Here is a 24,267-nt window from a genome sequence, read left to right on the forward strand (position 1 = left end):
TCCCTTATTTTTGTTCAGGTAAAAAAATGAAGAATATCCTCGCCATCCAGTCCCACGTTGTTTTTGGTCATGCGGGCAACAGTGCAGCAGAATTTCCGATGCGCCGTCTTGGCGCCAACGTCTGGCCTCTTAATACCGTTCAGTTCTCTAACCATACCCAATACGGCAAATGGACCGGCTGCGTGATGCCGCCCAGCCACCTGACCGAAATTGTCCAGGGTATTGCCGATATCGATAAACTTAAAACCTGTGATGCAGTGCTGAGCGGCTACCTCGGTTCAGCAGAGCAGGGCGAACATATTCTGGGAATTGTCCGTCAGGTAAAGTCGGCTAACCCACAGGCGAAGTATTTCTGCGATCCTGTGATGGGGCATCCTGAAAAAGGCTGTATCGTTGCACCGGGTGTCGCCGAGTTTCACGTGCGTCATGCGTTACCGGCCAGCGATATTATCGCGCCTAATTTGGTTGAGCTGGAGATTCTTTGTGAGCATGCGGTAAGCAATGTCAACGAAGCGGTATTAGCGGCGCGGGAGTTGATTGCTCAGGGACCGGAGGTTGTGCTGGTGAAGCATCTTGCTCGCGCAGGCTTGAGCCCTGACCGTTTCGAGATGCTGCTGGTAACCGCTGAGCAGGCGTGGCATATCAGCCGTCCGCTGGTGGATTTTGGCACGCGACAGCCTGTAGGCGTCGGTGATGTTACCAGCGGTTTGTTGCTGGTGAAACTGTTACAGGGTGCGACGGCGCAGCAGGCGCTTGAGCATGTGACGGCGGCGGTGTACGAGATTATGATTGCCACCAAAGAGATGCATGAGTATGAACTGCAGGTTGTTGCCGCGCAGGATCGTATCGCAAAACCTGAGCACTATTTCAGCGCAACGCAGCTGTAATCAATGCCCGATGGCGCTCACGCTTACCGGGCCTACATGGCCGGGTAAGCAAGCGCCACCCGGCAACAACCATTAATTTAACCCTTCAGCCTTAAGCGCCGCTGCCACTGCCGGACGCTCAGCCATCCGTGCCATATAGGCTTCGATATGGCTTAATCCTGCCATATTCAATTTCACGGCATACGCCCAACGCAGCACGGTGAACAGATAAGCATCGGCAATGGAAAAACGCTGGCCGCAGATCCACGGATTGTCCTGCAGTGAATCGTTCACATACTGCATTTTTTTCTCCAGCAGTGCGCGTACGGTCGGCTTGTACTCTTCCGGTGTATCGGGACGGAACAATGGCGTAAAGCCTTTATGCAGTTCTGTCGCAATATAGTTAAGCCACTCCAGCGTTTTGTAACGCGAGAGGCTGCTGGTGGGTGCAAGAAGCTGGCGATCGGGTACCGAATCGGCCAGGTACTGCATGATGGCCACGCCTTCGGTTAGTAGCGTACCATCGTCCAGCAGCAGAGCAGGAACTTGCCCCTTTGGGTTTACCGCGAAAAAATCATCGCCGTTTTCCAGGCGTTTCTTCATCAGATCAACACCATCAAGGGTGAAATCTTTACCGCTTTCGCGGAGCGTGATGTGCGAAGCAAGAGAACACGCGCCCGGTTTGTAGAACAGTTTCATCGGTAACTCCTTTTGGCTGAGGTATATCGTATGGTAGTGCGACCTCAGCCAAAAAAAAAGCCGCTAACATCAGTTAGCGGCCTGAAAAGAAGTTTCCCTGAGAATTACGCTGTTGCGGTCTTAGAGGCTTTCTCGCTGACATCATCGTCCTGAGTCATACGGTTCAGCTTCGGTGCTGTCAGCAGCATCAGAACAGCGATAACTGCCGTTGCAATACCGATCTGCAGGAACACACGACCATAGACTTCCAGAGACATCAGTGGGTCGGTCACATTCTCCGGTACAGCCATCATGTTAGCAACATAGCCACCGATGATGTTTGCACCGGCAGTGGTCAGGAACCAGCTACCCATGATGAAGCCCATCAGACGCTGTGGTACCAACTGCGCAACCATTGCCAGACCCAGACCAGAGATCATCAGTTCACCGATACTCTGCAGACCGTAGCAAATGATCAGCCAGTTAACGGAAACGATACCCGCATCGGTGGCAAATTTCGCACCCAGCGGCAGGATCAGGAACGCACCGGAACACAGCACCATACCGATAGCAAACTTGGTCGGCATTGGCAGGGTGTCACCCATCTTGTTATAGATAGCGGCAAGGATTGGGCTACCAATAATGATCCAGAACGGGTTCAGTGCCTGATACTGCTCAGGTTCGAACGCGATGCCCAGAATAGAGTGCTCAACGTTACGAATCGCGAAGAAGTTCAGTGATGTCGGCATCTGGCTGTACAGCACGAAGAAGATAATCGCTTCCAGCATCAGAATGAAGGCGACGATCATTTTACGACGCGCGGCACCCTTCATGGCGAAGGCTTCTTTACCGAAGATAAACACGATACCCATAGCCACGACGCCCAGAACCATACGTGCAATGCCCTGGTTGTGCAGTAACCATGTTGCGATAACAATCAACACCACCACGCCAACAATAGTCAGCAGCAGGTTGCGGAAGTTGATCGGCTCAAAGTCTGGTTTAGACCCGTATTGTTTAACCCAACGCTGGCAGAATGCGAAGTTTACGACGGTAATCAGCATCCCGACGACGCTCAGTGCGAACGCGGTACTCCAGCCGTATCGTGCCGCCAGCCATGGAGTCGCAAGCATTGAGAAGAATGAACCGATGTTGACGGACATGTAGTACATAGTAAATGCACCATCAAGACGCGGGTCATCTTTGGCATAGCAGGTAGAAAGCAGGGAGGATGGGTTCGCTTTGAACAGGCCATTACCGACCGCGATGGCCGCCATACCCATATAAACGATGCCAGCATCATGGCCGGACCATGCAACCAGCGCATAACCGATAGCCAGCACAATGGCACCCAGCATAATGACGCGCTTAGTACCCAGAACTTTATCACCTAACCAGCCGCCAATAGCCACCAGGCCGTAAACCAGGGCACTAAAGGAGGAGAAAAGGGTAATGGAATCCGCTTCTGACATACCCAGTTGTTTCACCAGGTAGACGGCCATAATTCCTTGCAGGCCGTAGTAGCCAAAACGTTCCCACAGCTCAATTGAGAAAATGAGATAGAACGCTTTTGGTTGTTTGAAGGCGTTTAAACTCACGCTTTCAGTTGGTTTATTGTTTGCAGTAGACACTTTTACCTCTTTTTTTACATCCCATATCTACGGGGGTGTTCTGGTACGTGATGAGTCAAGTTCATCCGTCCGATTGTTATAGTGGGAGGGGAAACGGCAAGTAATGTTCACTATCTTGCCCCTTCAGACAAGAGGTTTGTAATACTCTGTTACATATATCCGGACTGGTGAAATCATCGGGGCAAGGAAATGTTATCTAGCGTTAAATTTCTTCAATTGAAAAATGGCAGATTTTTACACTGTTTGAGCAGGGTGGAAACCGCAATGAGGCGATATGTTCTGCTATTTGCGGTTGAATCCAGTGATATAGGCCATTATCTGAAAAATAGCCAGTGTAATGTTTTGTTTAGAAGCTGTACGGTTAGGTCATTCGATTGTCACTTTAACTAAAAAGTAATTATTTTTTAACATTGTGTTATCTGGATGATCTGGATCACGTATAGATAGAAATTTCTTTTACTAAAAAAACGATTAACCTGCTCAGGTGTTAATTAACAAGAATATTGCATTAGATATGAGCGATTGAATGGCATCATTGTCGGGAAATGAAAGTCAGGGGAGTGCATAACTAATCGTTATGTATGCAAGGGCAAAGAGGATGCCCCGGCAGTATCAGATATCGACTTTTTCTTTGAATTCACAGAGGTCTTCAATGATACAGGAGCCGCAGCGCGGCTTCCTCGCAATGCAGGTGTAGCGGCCATGAAGAATTAACCAGTGATGGCAGTCGACTTTAAATTCACTGGGGACGACCTTCAGCAGTTTTTCTTCGACCTGCTCGACGTTTTTCCCGGGGGCGAATTGTGTTCGGTTGCACACCCGAAATATATGCGTATCGACGGCGATAGTTGGCCAGCCAAAGGCGGTATTCAGCACCACATTGGCGGTTTTACGTCCGACGCCAGGCAGTGCTTCCAGTGCTGATCTGTCCTCCGGAACCTCGCCATTGTGTTGTTCGAGCAAGATACGGCAGGTTTTAATCACGTTCTCCGCTTTGCTGTTGAACAATCCGATGGTCTTAATATAAGACTTTACGCCGTCGACGCCGAGTTCCAGCATCGCGGCTGGGGTGTTAGCGACAGGGTACAGTTTTGCGGTGGCTTTATTGACGCTGACGTCGGTTGCCTGCGCCGAAAGCAGCACGGAAATCAGCAGCTCAAACGGCGATGTAAAATTGAGTTCGGTGGTGGGGTGCGGATTGTTATCGCGCAGACGCGTCAGTATTTCCAGCCGTTTTGCTTTGTTCATGATACATTCCCTGTTTCACCCGCCGGAGCGTCTGCAACAGCAAGCTCCGCGCGACGTTTCTTCATCTTCTCGTCTATAAGATACTTCACGGCCAGCATCAGCCCCAGTCCGATGAATGCGCCTGGCGGCAGCATGGCTAACAGGAACGGCGTGTCCGTGTGGAAGATCTCAACGCGCAGCACTTTTGCCCAGCTACCCAGCAGGCCATCGGCGCCATCAAACAACGTGCCGTTGCCGATAATCTCGCGCAGTGAGCCCAGCACAAACATCGCGCCGGTTGCCCCCATTCCGATGGAAAACCCATCCAGCGCGGAGAGTGCGGGGCCTTTTTTTGCCGCAAAGGCCTCGGCACGACCGACCACAATACAGTTGGTCACAATCAGCGGGATGAAGATCCCCAACGACTGATACAACCCGAAGGCGTAGGCGTTAATGAGCATCTGTACGGCACTGACCACCGACGCGATGATCATGACATAAATCGGAATACGAATCTCAGACGGCGTCCAGCGGCGCAGGGCAGAGATGGTCAGGTTGGTTAGCGTTAAAACCAGTGTGGTAGCAAGTCCCAACCCAAGGGCATTGGTAGCAGTAGAGGTGACTGCCAGCAGCGGACACATGCCAAGTAACTGTACCAGTGCGGAGTTGTTTTTCCACAATCCCTGAACAATAACGTCTTTAATTTCGCTCATGGTTTATTCTCCACAGGCGGGAAGTTGAGGAAGTTGTGCAGGCAGCGTCTGTGCATACAGGCCCGCGCGTTTCACCGCATTGACGACTGCGCGGGGGGTGATGGTAGCACCGGTGAACTGGTCGAAGTCACCGCCATCTTTTTTAACGGCCCAGTGCGGGTCGTTTTCAGCAGAGATCGTTTTGCCGCTAAAGTGTGTTATCCAGTCGGACAGTCGTAGCTCAATCTTATCACCGAGACCCGGTGTTTCATGATGCTCTGTGACCCGCGTCCCCAACACGGTACCGTTAAAATCGACACCAACCAGCAGTTGTATCGCGCCGGAGTAGCCATCTGGCGCAGTGGCTTCGAGGATGGCGGCGACCGGTTGCTCGTCCTGACGGGCGATATACACGCGGTGCGTCCCTTTCCCCAACGCCGGGGCCGTGACCAGATAACAGCTATCTGGCAGGCTGTTATTGTAACGGTCAGTTGGCAGAACCTGATCAAACAGCGCCTTTTGCTGCAGCGTTGCCTGCTCGTCAATCGTGGACTTAGTCAGCTGATTGATTGCCGCTGTTAAGCCCGTAGAGCCCGCAGCAAACAGTGCCAGAGTGATACCGTGTTTACGAATCGTTTTCAGCATAGGTTGTCCTTAGCGATGTCCGTACACGCGAGGGCGGGTGTAATAATCAATCAACGGGACCGTGATATTTGCCAGCAAGACAGCAAAGGCTACGCCATCCGGGTATCCGCCAAAACTGCGAATCAGCCATACCAACAGACCGGCAAGTGCGCCAAAAATCAGGCGGCCACGGTTGGTGGTCGATGCCGTAACGGGATCGGTAAGAATAAAAAATGCACCGAGCATGGTTGCGCCAGAGAGCAGGTGCAGCTGTGGTGACGCCAGCGACTCGGGAGAGAAAAGCCAGCCTAACGTCGCACAGACGGCGAGCGACAGCAGGAAACTGACCGGAATATGCCAGCGAATAGCGTTTTTCCACAATAGCATGACGCCACCCGCCAGCCAGGCCAGGTTTACCCACTGCCAGCCTGCGCCTGCAAGCACCCCGCTGTAAATGGGGTACTGCATAACCTGTTCTACCGTGCGTCCGGCGTGCAACGATGTCTTGAACGTATCCAGCGGTGTTGCCTGACTAATGCCGTCGATACCCATCCGCAGAGTATTCATATCCCCGCCGCTTGCAGTATGTCCGGTAAAGATAACGTTCAGGGCGTCAACAAATCCCGGTACCGTGGCCGCAATTTCATGCGGGGGAAGCCAGCTAGTCATCTGCACCGGGAAGGAGATAAGCAGGACCACATAGCCAATCATCGCCGGGTTAAACGGGTTTTGCCCGAGGCCGCCATACAGTTGCTTGGCAATGATCACAGCAAATACGGTACCCAATACCACCATCCACCAGGGCGCCAGCGGCGGAAGACTGACGGCAAGCAGTAGCCCGGTGAGCAAGGCGGAATTGTCTTTTAAAATAGCGACAACCGGCTGCTTACGCAGTTTCAACACCCCTGCTTCAGCGCCGATTGCGCTGATGGACGCGAGGAGTATCTGCACCAACGTGCCCCAACCAAAAAACCAAAGCTGAGCGGCAATCCCCGGTAACGCAGCAATTAACACCAGCAGCATAATACGCGATGTCTGGCGCTGGTTATGGGTATAGGGAGAGCTTGCGATTCTGAATACCATTTATTCCTCGTTAACAACCTGCTGCTGGGCGGCCTTTTTAGCCTGAGCGCGTGCAATAGCGGCCGCAACGGCGGCTTTGCGTGGATCAACTGGTTCGGTGGTCTCGGTGACAACCTGCTGCTCAAGTTTGCGTGCTTTAGCGCGGGCAATGGCGGCTTCTACCGCGGCTTTACGCGGGTCAACCGGTTCGGCAGTCTCGGCGACGGCCTGCTGCTGCTCAAGTTTGCGTGCTTTGGCTCGGGCAATGGCGGCTTCTACCGCGGCTTTGCGCGGGTCAACCGGTTCGGCAGTCTCGGCGATGGCCTGTTGCTGCTCAAGCTTGCGTGCTTTGGCGCGGGCAATGGCGGCTTCTACCGCGGCTTTGCGCGGGTCAACCGGTTCGGCAGCCTCGGCGACGGCCTGTTGCTGCTCAAGCTTGCGTGCTTTGGCACGGGCAATAGCGGCTTCTACCGCGGCTTTGCGCGGATCGGTATCGGTGGTGCTGTCGGTAGCAGGCACATTTTCCGCCTGTCTGGCCCGGGCCTGTGCTTTCCGCGCTTCTCTGGCGGCAATGGCGGCACTATTATCCGGTATCTCTCCGGCCTGAATAACAATCGGTTGTAAAGCCTGTGCTTGTTTCTCTTTCACCCGTGCCAGCGCGGCAGCAATGGCATCGTTGTCCTTCGCGGCAGGTTGAACGGCGGCGCTTTTATGACGTTCCAGACGCGCGGCTTTTTCACGCTCCAGGCGTGCCTGTCTGGCTTCGAATCGTGCTTTTGCCTCTGCGGCGCGTTTTTCTTCCTGGCTTATGGCGTAAATCTCAGCTTTTTCCTGACGGAAATACTGCACCAGCGGAATATTGCTGGGACATACCCAGGCGCAGGCGCCGCATTCAATACAGTCAGCGATATTGTGACCGATTGCTTTGTCGTGCTGCTGTCCTTTACTAAACCAGTAAAGTTGCTGAGGCAAGAGATCGGCCGGGCAGGCATCGGCGCAGGCGCTACAGCGAATGCAGCCTTTTTCTTCCTGCTGTTCACCCATTTCACTGGCAGATGGCGCCAGCAGGCAGTTGGTGATCTTCACTACGGGGACATCAAGCCAGGGGAGAGTGAAGCCCATTAGCGGGCCGCCCATGATGACCATTTGCTCTGCGGAAGGGCAAAAACCTGCGTCATCAAGCAGGTGGCGAACAGGCGTCCCTAAACGTGCCCAGACGTTGCCCGGACGGCTAACGGCTTCGCCGGTCAGCGTTACGACGCGTTCGGTGATCGGTTCTCCGTCAATTACGGCGCGTTTGATAGCATAGGCCGTACCGACGTTTTGCATCAGGACGCCGATATCCGAGGAGCGTCCACCGTGTGGGACCTGTTTTCCGGTCAGAATTTGGGTCAACTGCTTCGCGCCGCCGGAAGGATATTTGGTTGGGATAACGCGCAGGCTGATATCATGTGAGTCCGCCAGCACCGCGCGCAGCATTGATATCGCTTGCGGTTTGTTATCTTCAATCCCCAACAGGATCTCGCGCGGTTGCAGAATGTGGGCCAGAATGCGAATGCCTTCCACTACTTGAGCCGCACAATCCTGCATCAGGCGATCGTCAGCGGTAATGTAGGGTTCACATTCCGCAGCATTGATGATCAGCGTTTCAATTTTGTCGCCGCCGCCCTGCAATTTGACGCCGGTAGGGAAACCAGCGCCGCCCAGTCCGGCAACACCGTACTGGTGAATACGGTTAATCAACTCTTCCCGGCTGCGGGAACGATAGTCAGCCCAGCCTTCACGCTCAATCCAGCGATCTTCGCCATCAGCATCGATTATGACGCTGAGCTCGGCCAATGCTGAAGGGTGCGCAGTGGAGTGTGGTGCAATGGCCAACACGGTACCGGAGGTCGGCGCATGCACCGGCAGCATTTTGCCACGCCCGCGCGTTAACGCCTGGCCGCGCAGAACGCGATCACCGACGTTTACACACAGCTCACCCTCAGCCCCGATATGCTGCTTAAGGGGCATGACCAGACGCGGTGGTAGTGGAACCTGCCGCAGCGGTGTGCCGTTTGACTGAGTCTTCATTTCGGGCGGATGAATGCCGCCTTCGAAGTCCCAGATTTTATTTTTTCTGAATGCAGAGAATAGCTTAAACATGTTGTTCCACGGGAATGATGCGCACGGGGATAGTGTTCAAATCCCACTTCCAGCTATCAGGCGTTTCGGCAACCGGATGTAATTCAATACACTGAGTCGGGCAGGGATCAACGCACAGGTTGCATCCGGTACAGAGATCGCTCATGACCGTGTGCATCGCCCGCGTCGCGCCGACGATGGCATCCACCGGGCAGGCCTGAATACACTTTGTACAGCCAATACAATTATTTTCATCAATGACCGCCAGCATTCTCACTGGCGTAACGTCCTGTTCATCACCATCAATAGGCTGCGGATCGACGTTCAGCAGCGTCGCAATTTTTAGCATCACCGCTTCACCGCCGGGGGCGCAGCGATTGATTTTTTCGCCCTGGCAGCCAATCGCTTCCGCATACGGGCGACAGCCAGGGTAACCGCACTGGCCACATTGACTTTGCGGAAGGATCTCATCGATTTTTTCAACGACCGGGTCGTCCTCAACGGCAAAACGTCGCGAGGCATAACCTAAAACAGCGCCGAATGCCAGACCCAGTAGACTCACTGCAGCAACGGCAATCCAGATAGCATTCATTACAGCTTCACCAAACCACTAAAGCCCATAAAGGCCAATGACATTAAACCGGCGGTAATCAGCGCAATCGCATTACCGCGAAAAGGTGCCGGAACATCAGCCACGGCGAGGCGCTCGCGAATGGCGGCGAACAGTACCATCACCAGCGAGAAGCCGACGGCAGCGGAAAAACCGTACAGCGCCGACTGTAAAAAGTTATGACCGAGGTTGATATTCAACAACGCGACGCCCAGTACCGCACAGTTAGTGGTGATCAACGGTAAGAAGATCCCCAGCAGGCGATACAGCGCAGGACTCGTTTTGCGCACCACCATTTCGGTAAATTGTACGACCACGGCGATGACTAAGATAAACGCCAGCGTACGCAGGTAGATGAGATCGAGCGGGATGAGGATCCAGGTGTCAATCAGCCATGCGCAAATCGATGCCAGCGTCATTACAAAGGTCGTGGCGAGGCCCATGCCCATCGCCGTTTCCAGTTTTTTGGAAACACCCATAAACGGGCAGAGACCCAGAAACTTGACCAGTACAAAGTTATTGACCAGTACAGTTCCGACAAACAGCAGCAGGTAATCAGTCATTTTTCGGCCTGAAATAAAAAAGCCGCCTATTATCTGACAATCTACAACAGGCGACAACAGGTTAACTGTAGGGTTATTACGGGTTCACAAACGTCGATTTCACGCGCTGCGAACGCTTGAAATAGGGCACCAGCAATGCAGCAGCCAACAACGGGAACAGTAGCTGGCGGACGGCAAAGGCATCCGGAACAGGTGAAAACGCAAAGGCTTTAATAGCCAGTAACACAGAGATCAGTAACCATAAAATGTAGTGCTTAGGTACACAGCGTCGGCGTTTGAAAAACGCGATAGTCAGCCACAGCGTGTAGTACCACATGGCGATAGCGGTAATAAAGGAAACGCCCCATAACAGTAAATTAGTGGAGCTTTGTTCGCCGAGCGTCTGAAACGTCTGCGGAGTTGCCAGCGCAGTTACATACAACAGGATCGCCAGCGAAGCGCTCAACAACGCCACTAACAGCCAGGCCAGTGGCCCAAGTAGCCAGCCTCCGATACGTTGTGCCGGTGTCGTCGTCATCTCTTCTCCAGATTTACGCGTGCAAACAAACATGCCATTCATTTTGGGGCGATTATTATAAAGCTTTTAACGATGAGCGCTACTTTCTTATTTATTGCACATAATGCCAGACGGATTTTGGCACCTGGCCGATATCAAACAGGCGTCCCCCGGAGATTAGCTCCGCCCGGCGGTGATCCGCCGCGCGATACATATTGATAATGTCGCGATCGTCGGTGAGCGTGTAGTTAAGATGATCGAACAGTTTTTCCAGGCTTTCGAGGGAATTGATTTTGCGGAATTTTAATAAGTAATCCTGAACAGTCATATACGGAGATCCATATTAAGAAAATAACACCAACGGAGTAGTTAATATTAAAAAATAAACAAGGTTGCACAGGTAAAAACGCAGGGTTGTGCAAAGATACAAATAAGAGTGTTCGTACTGATAGATACGCAGGCACGCTGAGCACCCGGTCAAAGGGTAACGCGCTTCGCTATCGCAGGCAATAAGTGCCAAGGTGGGGGACTGCACAATTCGCTATTTTTGATAGAAATGACGCTGTTACAACCTAACCCAGCATGACTGCTGGGTTAAAAAAGGAGGCCGTGGGTTATTTTTTCTGCACCGCATGCACCGAAGCCGTTGGTTCTGGTGGCTGGTAGTTGTCGATATGCGTGGCAATACCTAAAAGGATGACGGAAACCGCGAGAACAATCCAACCTGTTAACTCAATAAGACGATTCATTACTGACGACATTTGCTTTGATTTATCCTTAAACACAGGAGGCAAATGTTACTTATCAATAAGTAAGACGGCAAGAGCATTGGGAACGATTTCGACGACTTTTTCGCAGCAAGTTATCACTAAGTGGCATATGTTTGACTTAAGTTAAGAAACAACCTTTTCCCTGCAAAGGTTATTAAACTGTTGTGACGTTGCGATGTATGGTGTGAAATAGGTCGGTCCTGAATTGAGAGGCAATAACATGAGTGACAACATCCGCGTTGGGCTGATTGGCTATGGCTATGCCAGCAAAACTTTCCATGCCCCTCTGATTGTGGGCACCCCGGGGCTGGAGCTGGCCGCGGTATCCAGTAGTGACGAAGCAAAAGTGAAGGCGGACTGGCCTTCTGTTACGGTGGTGAGTGAGCCTAAGCATCTGTTTAACGATCCCAGCATCGACCTGATTGTGATCCCCACGCCGAATGACACGCATTTCCCGCTCGCTAAAGCAGCGCTGGAAGCGGGTAAACACGTGGTTGTTGATAAGCCATTTACCGTGACACTGTCACAAGCTCGCGAACTGGATGCGTTGGCGCGTAGCCTGGGTCGTGTGCTGTCTGTTTTTCATAACCGCCGCTGGGACAGTGATTTCCTGACGCTGAAAGCTCTGCTGGCAGACGGAGTGTTGGGTGAAGTCGCTTACTTTGAATCCCACTTCGATCGTTTCCGTCCGCAGGTCCGCGACCGCTGGCGTGAACAGGGCGGACCAGGAAGCGGAATCTGGTACGATTTAGCGCCGCATCTGTTGGATCAGGCCATTAACCTGTTTGGTTTGCCCGTCAGCCTGACGGTGGACCTTGCGCAATTGCGTCCTGGCGCACAATCGACAGATTATTTCCACGCTATTTTGACTTACCCTCAGCGTCGGGTGGTTCTGCACGGCACCATGCTGGCTGCCGCCGAGTCGGCACGCTACATCGTGCACGGTTCGCGTGGGAGCTATGTGAAATACGGTCTTGATCCGCAGGAAGAACGTTTAAAAAATGGTGAACGTTTGCCGCAGGAAGACTGGGGTTACGACATGCGCGATGGCGTGCTGACGCGGGTCGAAGGCGAAGAACGTGTGGAAGAGACCTGGTTAACCGTGCCGGGTAACTATCCGGCTTATTATGCGGGTATCCGTGATGCACTGAACGGCAATGGTGAAAACCCGGTTCCAGCACGACAGGCCATTCAAATTATGGAACTGATTGAGCTGGGTATTGAATCGGCAAAACATCGTTCTACGTTGTGTCTTGCCTGATTACGGAAATGCCGGATAAGCGTTAGCGCTATCCGGCACTATCATCGTTATGCCGCTGCGACTTTCTCACGCAACGCACGTTTCTCTTCAGTACTCAAAAACGCCATTTCCAGACCATTAATTTGCGCCTGACGGATCTGCTCGCGGCTCAACCCTACAGCTGGAGCAGCAACGGTATATTCGTGAATAATATCCACGCCCTGAACCGCGGGATCGTCGGTGTTTAGACTGGCCAACACACCCTGTTCGAGGAACGTCTTCAGCGGATGTGCAGCCAGTGAAGCAACGGTGCTGGTCTGGATGTTGGAGGTCAGGCAGGATTCGATGCCAATTCGCTGCTCGGCAAGAAAATCCATCAATGCACGATCTTCCACAGCTTTAACGCCATGGCCAATACGTTCAGCGCCCAGTTCTCTTATTGCCTGCCAGATGCTTTCAGGGCCTGCTGCTTCACCAGCGTGCACGGTAATGTGCCAGCCTGCATCGCGCGCCCGATTAAAATGAGACAGGAACAGACTGCCTGGGAAACCCAGTTCATCGCCCGCCAGGTCCAGTGCGGTAATGTGGTCACGGTGTGCTAACAGTGCATCCAGTTCCTGCAGGCAAGCGGCTTCGCCAAAAGTACGGCTCATAATGCCAATTAAGCGCGCTTCCACGCCAAAAGCCTTGCAGCCTTCACGTACGCCCGCAATTACTGCTTCAACCACGCCCGCGACGGGGAGTTGATGCGCCATCGCCATATAGCCGGGCGAAAAGCGCAGTTCCACATAGTGCAGCCCGTTACGGGCGGCATCTTCAATATTTTCAAATGCCACGCGGCGGCAGGCATCCAGTGAGGCCAGTACCTTCACGCCCCAGTCAAGCTTCGACAAAAAACTGACTAAATCCGGTTCTGTCGAGGTGACCTGCACGTGCGGGATCAGCGTTTCCAGCGTTTGAGCGGGAAGCGTCAAATTGAACTGACGGCCAAGATCGAGAATGGTTTGCGCACGAATGTTGCCATCAAGGTGGCGATGGACGTCGGTTAAGGGGAGGGATTTATCAATCATGGTCGCACTCTTTGTTATAGGTAAAGTGCAGGGCATTATACAACAGATTTAAAATCCTCCAATAACTTAAATAAAAGCACGAAGACCTTTCAAATACACGGTTATTGGAGGTATTTCATCTAATTATGTTTTGAGTCGATTTATATATCAGTGATTGTCATTGTAGGCGCTGTGATCACATTCGCGCTTGTGTCGGAATGGATGACAACACAGTTCCGCCCTTGTTTTTTCGCCTGATACAGCGCGCGATCGGCTAAATCGGCCAGCTGTTCGGCGGCGGCATCATTATCAGCAGACGATACAATACCTAAACTGATGGTTATAGTGCGTGGAAAGTCACCGTTGGTTGAGGCAGTCGTTTGTTGCTCAACGTTTTTTCTGATTCGCTCAGCGATGTTATAGGCAGCATCTACACGGGTTTCAGGCAATAAAATAGCGAACTCCTCTCCGCCGATACGGGCGACGACGTCATGGCTACGACTCTGCTGTTGCATGAGTTTTGCCAGTTTAATGATCACCCGGTCACCTTGCAGATGACCCCAGGTATCATTGACTGACTTAAAAAAATCAATATCACAAAAAATAATACTTAACGGTCTGAGTTCCGTAGATGCTTTTATTTCAGTGCTCAGCATTGTATAAAAATAACCACGGTTATAAAGACGGGTCATCGGATCGCGCACTGAATTTTCATACGATAACTTATACGCCTGGCGCGAAGTTTTATATCGTTGGAAGATATCTGACATCAGAGCGATCATCACCGCCAGGGCACTAAAACACTCCAGTCCACGGGCAATGTACCATCCAGCGGAATCGATATGTGCGTATTTAAGCATAATAACAATGCTCACCAGATTGCTCAGTGCGACGAGTGACATACTTAACCAGAACAGATTTTTGAGTCGCGTAAATACAATACCTATAAAAGAGATGGATGCCCACAGTATGATAAAAAAATAGCTAAAAAGACCGCTCCATGGCCTAAGCCAGGCATTGTTTTTAGGATTTACCAGTAGCAGACTATGGGGCAATAGTTCGGTTGAATAGAGCACAGCAACCGTCACATGAATAACACTCCAAATCAAAGTAAAATGTATCGTTGCATTACAGATATGGTGTGGTTTGTCTCTACGTGCATATAAATAGTAAGTGGCAAAAAAAAGGCCCGCAATGAGTATGTTTCTTAGCGAGTAAAGAACTGCTATGTCATTATAAATAACACTTGTAGGCGTCGTCTCGTTAAAGAATAGATACAGAGCAATAAATAAAAAGATACCGGAGCAGTGAAATGCGCAGGCTAATGGTAGCAAAAATGTTTTTTTACGGTTGCTGATATAATTCATTGTCATGAAGCAGCCGATCTGGATATGTAGCGCTCCCGCAAAGGTGGCAATCACCGGGTAAACGGAGAGATTATAGTGTTTGTTGCTTAAAGGAATAAACAAAAAAAATAGAAGTACGGCTAAAGAGAAAAGTAAGAGAAGTGTTAAATTATTTTTGTGAAGGGGCGCTGGTGGGGTGTTCATTTTTATACGTCTAAAGTGGCGTTATATTGCGAACATTCTGCCCTGTTTGTATCAGGTTTTTTTGATTTTAACTGCTATTTATTTTATTAAACAAACTGATAACAAGATTTATATCGAATTAATGCTTCATCAGTACAAAATTTTAAAACTGATATCACGCATTTTTTTCAGGAGCATGAGGTTTGCGCAATACAGGACGTATTGCGCAAGTAAAGTCAGCGTAGTGAACGAATAGCGTTTATTAACCCATTCACACCTTTTTCCAGTTTTGCACGCGGACATCCGGCATTCAGACGGACAAAACCGCGACCTTCTTCACCATAGGTATATCCCGGCATGATCGCGACTTTTTGCTGATGGATGAGTACATCCTGCAACGCATGATCATCAATATTGAGCGGACGCAGGTCAATCCATGCCAGATAAGTTGATTGTGGGATCTGCCAGTTTAACTCAGGGAACGCAGCATTAAGCTCATGTGCGACATAGTGCAGATTAGCGGCCAGATAATCGCGTAACGCATCCAACCACGGGGCGCCGTGCTGATAAGCAGCAATATGCGCGGTAAGCGCCAGTACGGCAGGTGAGGAAAGGCCATCTCGGCCTTTTAGCGCCGCAAGGTAGTGGTTACGGCTATCGGCGTCTTCAACGATCCCGTAAGCCCCGGTTAACGCCGGAATATTAAAACTCTTGGAACCGGATGTGAGCAGCGCCCAGTCGCCTCGAGCAACCTGACTCCATGGGATATGAGGTTGTTGATCCCATACCATGTCCATATGAATCTCGTCGGAAATGACCTTCACGCCGTGCCGTTGACACATGCTGGCCATGGTTTCCAGTTCATCTCGGGTCCAGACCTTGCCTGTCGGATTCTGCGGACTACAGAGCAGAAGAATTTTGCTTTCAGGCCGCGAGAGGGCTTCTTCCAGCTTAGCCATATCGCAATACCAACCGTGCGCACGTTTCTCCAGTTCAACAGGAAGCACCGTGCGCTGGTTGCCCTCAATGGCTTTATAAAACGCATCATACGCCGGAGTATGGATAACCACCGCGTCACCCGTTGATGACCACTGGCGGATCAGCTCCGACACCATATAGATGACGGAGGGGCCATAAACTACAGATTGCGGATCGATTTGGGTGTTATGGCGGGTCAGGAACCAGTGGCTAATTGCCGCCAAAAAATCATCATTTTTCCAGCGACTGTAGCCCAACACACCGTGTGACAGGCGCTGCGTCAGCGCCTGGAGAATGCATGGTGCGGTGGCAAAATCCATATCTGAGATGGTGAATGGTAGCAGGTCGGCTGAACCAAACCGGTCGGCGACATAATCCCATTGGGTGCACCAGGTACCGTGCCTGTCCACTTCAGTTGAGAAATCAAACATATTGTTGCCCTTATGCCTGTACGGTATTCATCAGAACCGTCATTTCGTCCTTCACCGACTGGACCTGCGGACCGATGACGACCTGCAAGTTATGCTGATTGAGTTGAACGACACCAATCGCGCGATTGTCCTTCAGTGCCTGCACGTTCACAAGCGACATATCTTTCACGGAAAGACGCAAGCGGGTAATGCAATTATCCAGGCTGACGATATTCTCAGCGCCACCCAGCGCCGCCAGAATAGCCGGGACGTTATAGCCTGATTTGCCCGGCGTTCCTGCCATGACTTTCTCAATATTGCTGGCAATTTCGACATCACGACCCGGTGTTTTAAGATTAAAGCGGGTGATGGCGAAGCGGAAGATGACGTAGTACACCGCGAACCAGATAGCAGCGACAACCGGTACCAGATACCACTTGGTGGACAACCCGTGCAGGATGCCAAACACCACGAAGTCAATCAGGTTGCCATCGGTATTGCCGATAGTGACGCCAAGCACAGCCATGATAGTGAAGCCCAGTCCGGTCAACAGTGCGTGAATTACGTACAGCACTGGTGCGACGAACAGGAATAAGAACTCCAGAGGTTCGGTGGTACCGCCAATCACGCAGGCGATCAGGCCGGAGATTAATAATCCCTTAATTTTGTGACGATTTTCAGGGCGAGCACAGTGGTACATCGCTAACGCAGCGCCCGGTAAACCGCCGAGGAACGCCGGCATTTTGCCCTGGGACAGGAAACGCGTGGCACTTTCAGAGAAGCCCTGAGTGGTAGGGCAGCTCAATTGGGCCTGGAAAATAGTCAGCGCGCCGCTAACGCTATGACCACACACCTCCTGCGTACCGCCAGCTTCAGTGAAGCGAATTAAGGCCACCAGAATGTGATGCAGGCCAAACGGCAACAGCAGACGTTCACCGGTACCAAACAGCATCGGACCAAAATCACCGGCGCTATTGATGATGTTACCCAAGCCAGTGATACCCATGGCGAAGAACGGCCAAATCAGCGGAATGACCAGCCCGACCAGTCCCATCACGACCGACGAGATGATCGGTACAAAACGGGTACCACCGAAGAACGCCAGCGCATCCGGCAGACGAATGTTGTGGAAACGCTCATGCAGCATCCAGACAATGATCCCGGCGATTACCGCACCGAGGATCCCGGTATCGATCGACTGGATCCCCAGAATATTTTGCACGTTGTTGGCTTTGAGGATCGCTGCGTCAGTGGTAGGTAAAATACCTTTGGCCGTTAACCAAAAGTTGACGGCCAGGTTCATTACCGCATAGCCGACAAAACCGGCAAAGGCCGCAACGCCTTTGTTTTCGCGCGCCAGGCCAAGCGGGATAGCGATACAAAACATCACCGGCAGAAAACTAAATGCGAAGGATCCGACTTTGCTCATCCAGGTAAACAGCGCCTGCAACATCGGGTTCCCCAACGCGGGGATCAGTGTAATGACATCATGGCTGCTTAATGAGCTGCCGATCCCCAGCATGATCCCGCAAAACGAGAGCAGTGCTACGGGCAACATAAAGGTTTTGCCCAACTGCTGGAAAAATTCCCATAACGTGACTTTTGGTGTGGTTCTCGTCGTCATCTAACGACTCCTTGTAAAAAATCGACCAACGAATGATGGCGAGAAGATAAAACGTTTTACCTAATTTTAGTGCGTTACAAATCACATTATCGAAGGATAATAGGGCGTATAAATACGGATGATTGATAAAACGTTTTATCCATCACGTTATCAGGGAGCTTTCTGGTTTTATGGCTATAGCCAAAAAAATAACCATTCATGATGTAGCGCTGGCGGCCGGTGTCTCAGTCAGTACCGTCTCATTGGTTCTTAGCGGCAAAGGGCGTATCTCATCAGCGACCGGAGAACGGGTCAATGCTGCCATCGAACAACTGGGGTTCGTACGTAACCGCCAGGCATCGGCGCTGCGTGGCGGGCAGAGTGGGGTTATTGGGTTAATCGTTCGCGATCTCTCGACGCCGTTTTATGCCGAACTGACGGCAGGACTGACGGAAGCCTTAGAAGCTCAGGGGCGGATGGTATTTTTACTGCATGGCGGTAAGGACGGCGAACAGCTGGCCCAGCGTTTCTCGATGTTACTCAATCAGGGTGTTGACGGGGTGGTGATCGCCGGAGCCGCAGGCAGCAGCGACGCGTTACGGCAGTTGGCCGGTGAAAAAGGTATTCCGGTAGTGTTTGCTTCACGCGCCAGCTATCTGGATGATGCTGACACCGTCAGACCCGACAATATGCAGGCTGCGCAGCTGTTAGTTGAGCATCTTGTCGGGCATGGTCATCAACGAATCGCCTGGTTAGGGGGACAGAGCTCCTCTCTGACCCGTGCAGAACGCGTGGGGGGATATTGCGCCACGCTGCTTAAATTTGGACTGCCTTTTCACAGCGATTGGGTACTGGAGTGCGCCTCAAGCCAGAAGCAGGCCGCAGACGCCGTGACGGCGCTACTACGGCATAACCCGACCATCAGTGCGGTGGTGTGCTATAACGAAACTATCGCCGTTGGGGCTTGGTTTGGCCTGATGAAAGCAGGGCGACAGAGTGGTGAAATTGGCGTTGACCGTTATTTTGAACAGCAGATCTCGCTAGCCGCCTTTGCCGATGTGGCAGAGAACGCTCTGGATGATTTACCGATTATTTGGGCCAGCACGCCTGCGCGTGAAATGGGATATACACTGGCTGAACGCGTACTCCAGCGAATCAGCAGTGATGAGGGGCATTCGCGCAATCTGACGTTATCCGCCAGACTGGTGACGCAAAAGTAATGCGCCAGAGGTAAAAAAGCCCGATAAATCGCTTTATCGGGCTGTGGCGGACATCACGCAGATGGAAATTACGGCTGCGGCATGGCCGGGGCATCTGGTGCGGAAAGTGTTGGCATACCAAACATGCCGACAAACTCATCCAGCGGCATTTTTTGGCCGTTGAGCGTCACCTGACCGTTTGCGTACTGCAGGCTGGAGCCGATGGTGTTGTCCTGTACCGTCGTGATGCGGAACATTTGACCCATCGCAGCAAGACCATTGACCTGCTGTTTCGCCATACCTGCCGCTTCTTCCTGCTGATATCCTTCCAGTTTGGCAATCTGGGTCATGAACTCAGTTGCCATATCCATCGGGATCGCCAGCTTTGCGTCCAGTGATTTCACTGAGCGATCCACTTCCTGGGCCAGCGTTTTTGGTTCTTCCTGGTTCGCATTCGGGTCTTTCAGGAACAGGGACAGATTAAAGCTGGTCTCACCCTTGGCATTTTTCCAGCTCAGTGGCGCAACGGTAATAACCGGCTCACCCTTCATCAGAATAGGCAGAGCGCTGAAGAACGCTTCGGTCACTTTCTGCTGATACAGTTCCGGGTTTTGCACTACGTCAATCTGTGACATCAATGCTTTGGTTTGGGCACTATACTGCTGGCTGAACTGATGTAATGCTTCGCCATCAATCTGGCCTACTTTCAGCGTCAGCTTACCGCTACCCAAATCTTGACCCTGCAATTTCAGGCTGTTGATCGTGTAATCCAGCTGGCTGTTGACGGTTTTACCCTCGTTAACCAGGTCTGATTTACCGTCGATGCCCATGCCTTCCAGCACCGCCAGCTCTTTGCCTTCGACGGAAATAGACAACTTATCAAGGGACAATTTCTGATCGCCAATACGCTCACCAAAGCTGGCAACCGAGCTTGAGCCATCCGTCTTCAGATTATTAAAGGTAACTTGTACTTTTTGGTCGTACTCGTTAACCGCATTGACCACGCCGCTTTGCGCTTCACCGGTCAGGGAAACCGCGTTACCGTCTTTGTCGGCGCTGAGCTGGAATTCGCCTCCGCTAAAGGCTACTTTCTCATCGCCTTTTTCGTAACTCAGCGGCTTGAGAGATATGTCAGAGCGGGTATCGCCGCTATAGCCCACGCGGGAATTGATGATGAAAGGTGACTCACCCTTGGCAATGTCAAATAACGGTTTGGTGACGTCATTATTCACCAGCGTGGTTTTGACTGCGGCCATCGCGGGTACCAGGTTGAATGACTTAAGCTGGGCTAGCGGGAAAGGGCCATGATCGACGGATTCATCCAAAATGATGCTTTGCCCTGGCTTCAGCCAGGCATTTTCCTGACCGGCAACAGGTTTCACCACCAGTTGCAGCTGGCTGCTGAACACGCCGCGCTGGTAGTTCTCATAACTCAGCTCAATGCCTGCCTCGGGCGAGAGGCGTTTGAGCTGATCGTTTGCCTGCGTCACCATCTCAGCAAGATGGGTTTCCAGTTTCTTCCCCGTGAACCAGGCGCCGCCCGTCCAGACGATTCCCAGTGCAACCACCACACCCGCAGCTACCAGCGTTTTTTTCATTTCGATATCCATAAAATAAATCCAGGCGTTTGAAGACGCCTGGAGGGGTGACATGTCTTTAACTCACTACTAGCTTAGCAAGAGTTGTTAAAAATATCAGTATCTTGCTACAGCTTGTTATAAACCCGCGCTAAACGACCGGTGCCGCTGACGTTCACCGGCGACTCATTGGCGCTGATAAAGGCTGATTCGCCTGCTTTCAGGACCAGACGTTGCTCACCCTTGCTCAGCACGGCTTCGCCCTCAACGCAGAACAAAATGGCGGCGCTGTGCTGGCTGATAGTGGCTTCACGGGCAGACAGTTCATGTAGGGAGAACGCGAAATCGTCAACCGGGATTGGGAAATCCAGTTCACTCTCTGTTTTGACTGGGGTTGTCAGCAGTTGATTCGCCGGTTTAGCGACAAACTGAACGTTTGCGACCAGTTCTGGAATATCGATGTATTTCGGCGTCAGTCCGGCGCGCAGTACGTTATCGGAGTTGGCCATGACCTCGAGCGCCACACCTTGCAAGTAGGCGTGCGGGGTTTCGGCAAACAAGAACATCGCCTCGCCTGGATTGAGCTTCACCACATTGAGCAGCAGCGGAGAGAACAGGCCGCTATCATCCGGATAGACATCCGCTATCAGACGGATAGTTTGCCACGGCTCACCCTGTTGGCTGTTAAGGGCAGATTTCAATACGGCCAGCGCACGCGATTTCTCTTCGCCCTGCATATTCAACAAGCTGGCGAAAAGGTGGCTCAGACGCTCGGCGTTGGGTTCCTGCAGGAAGTGAGCGATGGCCGGATGCGCACCAGACACTGGCTGTAGCAGTGCCACAATCTCGGAGAACTCGCGAAACGCATTCATCGCCAGGAAAGGCGTCAGGGCAAACACCAGTTCGGGTTTGTGGTTAGGATCTTTGTAATTACGCTCGGCGGCGTCCATTGGGATCCCGGCGGCGTTTTCTTTGGCAAAGCCAACCTCAGAATTGTGTTTGTTCGGGTGGACCTGAATCGAAAGAGGCTGGGCAGCGCAGAGCACTTTAAACAGGAAAGGCAGTTCACCAAAGCGTTGTGCTACGGCATCACTTAACAGTGCTGACTTATCGTGCTCGATCACGTCACGCAGGGAAACCGTCTGGCCGTCGGCGTTCTGAACTCGAGAACTGCTTTTCGGATGGGCGCCCATCCACAGCTCAGCCATCGGTTGCTGGGTCGGATTTTCAATGCCATAAAGTTCCGTTAAGGCAGTTTTGCTTCCCCAGGCATAGTTCTGCACTGAGTTGATGAGTTTTTGCATTATCAAGCCCTGTTTCAATGTGGAATTATCTCTGACTATTAAACCAAGAAACCCACGGGGAAGTAACCTGCGCATGTAAAAAGTCGTACTTGTCTCAGTTTTTGTTAAAAAATTGTGTAGGATATGGTGACTCGCTTTTAATACCCTGAGCAATTCTGGTTGCACAAAGGCCGTTGCTGGCACAACCGGACCCGCGACAGGGAAGCAGGGCAATGGAACATCTGCCCAGAGAATAACCAGACCGAGCAGTAAGTGAGAGCACAATGTCAAACAAACCCTTTCATTATCAGCATCCTTTCCCCCTCAAAAAGGATGATACCGAATACTATCTGTTGACCAGCGACCATGTTTCCGTTACCGAATTTGAAGGCCACGAAATCATTAAAGTTGATCCGCAAGCCTTAACCCTCCTTGCCCGCCAGGCATTTCATGATGCCTCATTTATGCTGCGTCCGGCGCATCAGCAGCAGGTTGCGGATATTCTTCGCGACCCGGATGCCAGCGAGAATGACAAATATGTGGCTCTGCAATTCCTGCGTAACTCCGACATCGCGGCGAAAGGCGTGTTACCGACCTGCCAGGACACCGGTACGGCGATTATTGTCGGTAAAAAAGGGCAACGTGTCTGGACCGGCGGGGGTGATGAAGCCGCTCTGGCGCGTGGGGTGTATAACACTTATATCGAAGATAACCTGCGCTATTCGCAAAACGCCGCGCTGGATATGTATAACGAGGTGAACACCGGAACCAACCTGCCTGCGCAGATAGACCTGTATACCGTGGACGGTGACGAGTACAAATTCCTCTGCATCGCTAAAGGCGGGGGATCGGCGAATAAAACCTATCTGTATCAGGAAACCAAAGCGCTGCTCACGCCGGGTAAATTGAAAAATTATCTGGTCGAGAAAATGCGTACGCTGGGAACCGCAGCCTGTCCGCCGTATCACATTGCTTTTGTGATTGGTGGAACATCGGCAGAAGCCACGTTGAAAACCGTTAAGCTGGCGTCGGCAAAATATTATGATGAATTGCCGACTGAAGGTAATGAGCATGGTCAGGCGTTCCGCGATGTCGAGCTGGAAAAAGAGCTGTTGATTGAAGCGCAAAACCTTGGACTGGGCGCGCAGTTCGGCGGGAAATACTTCGCCCACGATATTCGCGTGATCCGCCTGCCGCGCCACGGTGCGTCATGCCCGGTTGGCATGGGCGTCTCCTGTTCAGCGGATCGTAATATCAAAGCCAAGATCAACCGTAAAGGGATCTGGATAGAGAAGCTGGAAAATAATCCCGGCAAGTACATCCCGGAAGAATTGCGTCAGGCCGGTGAAGGCGAAGCGGTGCGCGTCGATCTTAACCGCCCGATGAAAGAGATCCTGGCACAGTTGTCGCAGTATCCTGTCTCCACGCGTCTGTCACTGAATGGCACAATCATCGTCGGACGTGATATTGCGCATGCAAAACTGAAAGAGCGTCTGGATAACGGCGAAAGTTTGCCGCAGTATGTTAAAGATCACCCTATCTATTACGCCGGTCCGGCGAAAACGCCGGAAGGTTATGCTTCGGGTTCGCTGGGCCCAACTACCGCTGGGCGCATGGATTCATACGTTGATCAGCTGCAGTCTGCGGGTGGCAGCATGATCATGCTGGCAAAAGGCAACCGCAGCCAGCAGGTTACTGACGCCTGCCATAAACACGGTGGCTTCTATTTAGGTAGTATCGGCGGTCCTGCGGCAGTGCTGGCGCAAGGCAGTATCAAAAGTCTGGAATGTGTGGAATACCCGGAACTGGGGATGGAAGCCATCTGGAAAATTGAAGTGGAAGATTTCCCGGCGTTTATCCTGGTGGATGACAAAGGTAACGATTTCTTCCAACAGATTCAGACGTCGCAGTGCGCACGCTGCGTTAAGTAACGTCAGCCGCCCCTCGGGGCGGTTTTTTTTACCGCACGAACCACCAAACGAGGGTTTCATCCTCGTCAATACTCATAAGACCAATAGCGACTGGGCAATGTCGAAACATAACCTAATCAATTGTT

Annotated in this window: 22 protein-coding genes; 4 read left to right on the forward strand and 18 right to left on the reverse strand. The window is 51.9% G+C overall.

Features of this window, described 5'->3' with window-relative positions:
• The first annotated feature begins 26 nt into the window (after positions 1–26).
• Complete coding sequence (pdxY, locus tag QNN86_RS15545; protein WP_182269869.1) at positions 27–887, forward strand: pyridoxal kinase PdxY; 861 nt, start codon at positions 27–29, stop codon at positions 885–887.
• Between the two features lie 72 nt (positions 888–959).
• Here the strand turns inward: pdxY and gstA are convergent, their stop codons facing one another.
• The 12 genes from gstA to blr form a co-directional block, all read right to left on the reverse strand.
• Positions 960–1,565 (reverse strand): glutathione transferase GstA, encoded by a 606-nt coding sequence (gene gstA, locus QNN86_RS15550; RefSeq protein ID WP_096757141.1) that lies wholly within the window; start codon positions 1,563–1,565, stop codon positions 960–962.
• Between the two features lie 104 nt (positions 1,566–1,669).
• Positions 1,670–3,175, reverse strand: a complete 1,506-nt coding sequence (gene dtpA, locus QNN86_RS15555; protein ID WP_115258565.1) for a dipeptide/tripeptide permease DtpA — start codon at positions 3,173–3,175, stop codon at positions 1,670–1,672.
• Between the two features lie 612 nt (positions 3,176–3,787).
• A complete protein-coding gene (gene nth, locus QNN86_RS15560) occupies positions 3,788–4,423 on the reverse strand; it encodes an endonuclease III (protein WP_182269867.1) in 636 nt (211 codons plus the stop codon).
• Positions 4,420–5,115 carry an electron transport complex subunit E gene (locus QNN86_RS15565; RefSeq protein ID WP_181619356.1) on the reverse strand — a complete coding sequence of 232 codons (696 nt, stop codon included), beginning with the start codon at positions 5,113–5,115 and terminating at the stop codon, positions 4,420–4,422. The genes nth and QNN86_RS15565 overlap by 4 nt, the downstream gene beginning before the upstream one ends.
• 3 nt (positions 5,116–5,118) lie before the next feature.
• The gene (gene rsxG / locus QNN86_RS15570; protein ID WP_181619357.1) at positions 5,119–5,739 is read right to left on the reverse strand and encodes an electron transport complex subunit RsxG; all 621 of its coding nucleotides are present in this window, start codon (positions 5,737–5,739) and stop codon (positions 5,119–5,121) included.
• Between the two features lie 9 nt (positions 5,740–5,748).
• Complete coding sequence (gene rsxD, locus QNN86_RS15575) at positions 5,749–6,801, reverse strand: electron transport complex subunit RsxD (RefSeq protein WP_181619358.1); 1,053 nt, start codon at positions 6,799–6,801, stop codon at positions 5,749–5,751.
• Positions 6,802–8,925 (reverse strand): electron transport complex subunit RsxC, encoded by a 2,124-nt coding sequence (gene rsxC / locus QNN86_RS15580; RefSeq protein ID WP_414211594.1) that lies wholly within the window; start codon positions 8,923–8,925, stop codon positions 6,802–6,804. It lies immediately after the preceding gene.
• Positions 8,918–9,496, reverse strand: a complete 579-nt coding sequence (rsxB, locus tag QNN86_RS15585) for an electron transport complex subunit RsxB (protein WP_181619360.1) — start codon at positions 9,494–9,496, stop codon at positions 8,918–8,920. Before rsxB ends, rsxC begins: the two co-directional genes overlap by 8 nt.
• Complete coding sequence (gene rsxA / locus QNN86_RS15590; protein WP_005121199.1) at positions 9,496–10,077, reverse strand: electron transport complex subunit RsxA; 582 nt, start codon at positions 10,075–10,077, stop codon at positions 9,496–9,498. The genes rsxB and rsxA overlap by 1 nt, the downstream gene beginning before the upstream one ends.
• 76 nt (positions 10,078–10,153) lie before the next feature.
• Positions 10,154–10,594 carry a DUF2569 domain-containing protein gene (locus QNN86_RS15595; RefSeq protein ID WP_181595435.1) on the reverse strand — a complete coding sequence of 147 codons (441 nt, stop codon included), beginning with the start codon at positions 10,592–10,594 and terminating at the stop codon, positions 10,154–10,156.
• A gap of 91 nt (positions 10,595–10,685) precedes the next feature.
• Entirely contained in the window at positions 10,686–10,901 is a 216-nt protein-coding gene (ydgT, locus tag QNN86_RS15600; RefSeq protein ID WP_096757131.1) for a transcription modulator YdgT, read from the reverse strand.
• 286 nt (positions 10,902–11,187) lie between these two features.
• Positions 11,188–11,322: a division septum protein Blr gene (blr, locus tag QNN86_RS15605; RefSeq protein ID WP_096757130.1), complete on the reverse strand. Its 135-nt coding sequence runs from the start codon at positions 11,320–11,322 to the stop codon at positions 11,188–11,190.
• Positions 11,323–11,563: 241 nt separating this feature from the next.
• Here blr and QNN86_RS15610 point away from each other — a divergent pair, with 241 nt between their 5' ends.
• Positions 11,564–12,604, forward strand: a complete 1,041-nt coding sequence (locus tag QNN86_RS15610; RefSeq protein WP_096757129.1) for an oxidoreductase — start codon at positions 11,564–11,566, stop codon at positions 12,602–12,604.
• Positions 12,605–12,651: 47 nt separating this feature from the next.
• On the opposite strand, the gene add is transcribed toward QNN86_RS15610, so the two are convergent.
• The 4 genes from add to malX all read right to left on the reverse strand — a co-directional run bounded on the left by add (position 12,652) and on the right by malX (position 18,173).
• Positions 12,652–13,653, reverse strand: coding sequence for an adenosine deaminase (add, locus tag QNN86_RS15615; RefSeq protein WP_182269865.1), 1,002 nt, complete (start codon positions 13,651–13,653; stop codon positions 12,652–12,654).
• A gap of 140 nt (positions 13,654–13,793) precedes the next feature.
• A complete protein-coding gene (locus QNN86_RS15620) occupies positions 13,794–15,182 on the reverse strand; it encodes a GGDEF domain-containing protein (protein WP_181619365.1) in 1,389 nt (462 codons plus the stop codon).
• 215 nt (positions 15,183–15,397) lie between these two features.
• On the reverse strand, positions 15,398–16,570 hold the full coding sequence (locus tag QNN86_RS15625) for a MalY/PatB family protein (RefSeq protein ID WP_182269864.1): 1,173 nt from the start codon (positions 16,568–16,570) through the stop codon (positions 15,398–15,400).
• A 10-nt stretch (positions 16,571–16,580) separates the two neighbouring features.
• Positions 16,581–18,173, reverse strand: a complete 1,593-nt coding sequence (malX, locus tag QNN86_RS15630; RefSeq protein ID WP_096757126.1) for a maltose/glucose-specific PTS transporter subunit IIBC — start codon at positions 18,171–18,173, stop codon at positions 16,581–16,583.
• A gap of 170 nt (positions 18,174–18,343) precedes the next feature.
• On the opposite strand from malX, the gene QNN86_RS15635 reads away from it, so the two are divergent.
• Positions 18,344–19,372, forward strand: coding sequence for a Mal regulon transcriptional regulator MalI (locus QNN86_RS15635; protein WP_117343075.1), 1,029 nt, complete (start codon positions 18,344–18,346; stop codon positions 19,370–19,372).
• A 68-nt stretch (positions 19,373–19,440) separates the two neighbouring features.
• On the opposite strand, the gene QNN86_RS15640 is transcribed toward QNN86_RS15635, so the two are convergent.
• The gene (locus tag QNN86_RS15640; RefSeq protein WP_117343123.1) at positions 19,441–20,949 is read right to left on the reverse strand and encodes a YdgA family protein; all 1,509 of its coding nucleotides are present in this window, start codon (positions 20,947–20,949) and stop codon (positions 19,441–19,443) included.
• Positions 20,950–21,056: 107 nt separating this feature from the next.
• Positions 21,057–22,232 carry a mannose-6-phosphate isomerase gene (gene manA / locus QNN86_RS15645; protein ID WP_414211599.1) on the reverse strand — a complete coding sequence of 392 codons (1,176 nt, stop codon included), beginning with the start codon at positions 22,230–22,232 and terminating at the stop codon, positions 21,057–21,059.
• A 263-nt stretch (positions 22,233–22,495) separates the two neighbouring features.
• On the opposite strand from manA, the gene fumB reads away from it, so the two are divergent.
• Positions 22,496–24,142: a class I fumarate hydratase gene (gene fumB, locus QNN86_RS15650; protein WP_414211601.1), complete on the forward strand. Its 1,647-nt coding sequence runs from the start codon at positions 22,496–22,498 to the stop codon at positions 24,140–24,142.
• Positions 24,143–24,267 lie beyond the last annotated feature (125 nt).

It is taken from the genome of Citrobacter sp. C348 (genome assembly GCF_047467975.1).
Taxonomy (GTDB): domain Bacteria; phylum Pseudomonadota; class Gammaproteobacteria; order Enterobacterales; family Enterobacteriaceae; genus Citrobacter; species Citrobacter gillenii.